This window comes from Vibrio sp. 779(2023) (assembly GCF_033344285.1).
Lineage (GTDB): Bacteria > Pseudomonadota > Gammaproteobacteria > Enterobacterales > Vibrionaceae > Vibrio > Vibrio alginolyticus.
In genome coordinates this window covers 1-1,616 of record NZ_JAWPOM010000072.1, presented here as the reverse complement: position 1 = coordinate 1,616, position 1,616 = coordinate 1, and the positions used below count along the sequence as shown (strand labels likewise).

1 protein-coding gene is annotated in these 1,616 nt (G+C 40.5%); it reads right to left on the bottom strand.

Annotated elements, in window-relative coordinates:
* Positions 1-300: 300 nt before the first annotated feature.
* A complete protein-coding gene (locus R8O70_RS24955; RefSeq protein ID WP_318184432.1) occupies positions 301-1,290 on the bottom strand; it encodes a diguanylate cyclase in 990 nt (329 codons plus the stop codon).
* Positions 1,291-1,616 lie beyond the last annotated feature (326 nt).

Sequence of the window (1,616 nt, the reverse complement as noted above, 5' to 3'; positions counted from 1 at the left end):
CTTCAAGAAAGGTTTGGACCCAATTATTACCACTGGTCCGGCTTACTTTGAGAAACTTGGCGATTTGTGTGCGTGAATCTCCGTCATTTGAAATGAGCAAGGGCCAGTAGTCTCATTTTTATCTGAATGGATTTTTGCTGACTTGCGAGCTTTGTAAAGTCGATATTAAGGATGGAATGATGGTGGTTTAGGTCGATAAATAGCGAACACATATAGAGCATTTTTTACTAATAGTTATAAGGCTTTTAGATAGGTGAGTTTTTAGCGATGTTATTGTGGTCAGAAAGGGGGAACTTATATTTAAGAAACTCTTTGTATTTTTAAGTGACCGGCTTGATAAAGCTTAAGATCTGGCAGGTTTTCGTAAGCTAGGGTGACTTGATTGCGTCCTGAGTGCTTTGAATAGTACATCGCTTTATCGGCCTCGATTAGAAGCTCTTTTGCGTTGGATTGTTGTGAATTCAACTCTGCTACACCAATACTAACAGTGGTCGTAATTTCAACGTCATCGACATGACAGATCGTTGCTTGTATAGCTTGGCGGCTGCGTTCAGCTACTTCATGCGCTTGAATCGCATTCGCATCTGTTAAGATTACTGCGAACTCTTCTCCTCCCAATCGACCTATAAAGTCGCTGCCACGAATGACTCCTTGGCAAACGTGAGCAATGCGAGTGATAACATGATCACCAGAAAAATGGCCAACTCTATCATTAATATCTTTGAAGTGATCAATATCGATCATCAAGCATGAAAGTGTTTTAGAACGTTTTGTATGTTGAATGATCGCATTATCTAAATTGGAGATAAACGCCCGACGGTTGAGAAGACCAGTAAGTGCATCAGTTTCTGATAATTGTTTAAGGCGTTGTTCTAGCAAATGAGTCTTGGTGATATCACGTACAGACCAGATCACCAGTTTGTTTGCATTTTCAGGAGCGTTAACTGGTTTGATAATCGCCTCAAACCACATTTCTTCTGGATTTTCCAACGCTTCTAGCTCTTCTATAGGCAGGAGTAGGTGGTCATGCAGAGAAAGGTTGTATTTCACGACTTTCGTTTCGTTATCTTGCATAACGTCAAAAATAAACCCCATGAGTTCATCTGCTTTGGTTGGGGAAAGGACATCGCTAAGCTGTAAGCCAGTGTAGCGTTCTGCGTTGAACGTTTTGGAGTGGTGGGTACCACCAAAGCTTTCAATATAGCGCCCGCTTTCGTCTAGGATAAACACATGATCCGGTAGGGTGTTTAAAATGGCTTCTAACCATGTTTCCCTTTCTTTATAAATCATGTGGTTACTTTCCTTCTTCTCGGCAAGTAGCCGATTATATAGGTTTGTATTGATGACACAATCAATATGGGTCACATAATGGTTTATCGATTCAGCTAATCTGTGTGTGTTAGCTTTTGAGCTGTTTGAGTGAAATTTTTATAGCACTTTGTTTCGTGCGGGTGTAGGCTCTTGCCTGTATATTTTTGAGACAAAAATTCATGTTATATCTCTTGTTTAAAAACTTCGTAAGAAGGCTGAACTCCGTGCAAAAAACGCGATGAAGTGTTGCTCGGAGTCATAAATTATCTTCATCAGATGTGGAAATACGTGCACAGCTAAGCTGG

Coding starts and splice junctions, on each gene's coding strand:
- R8O70_RS24955 (WP_318184432.1), bottom strand. CDS start 1,290: ATGATTTATAAAGAAAGGGAAACATGGTTAGAAGCCATTTTAAACACC.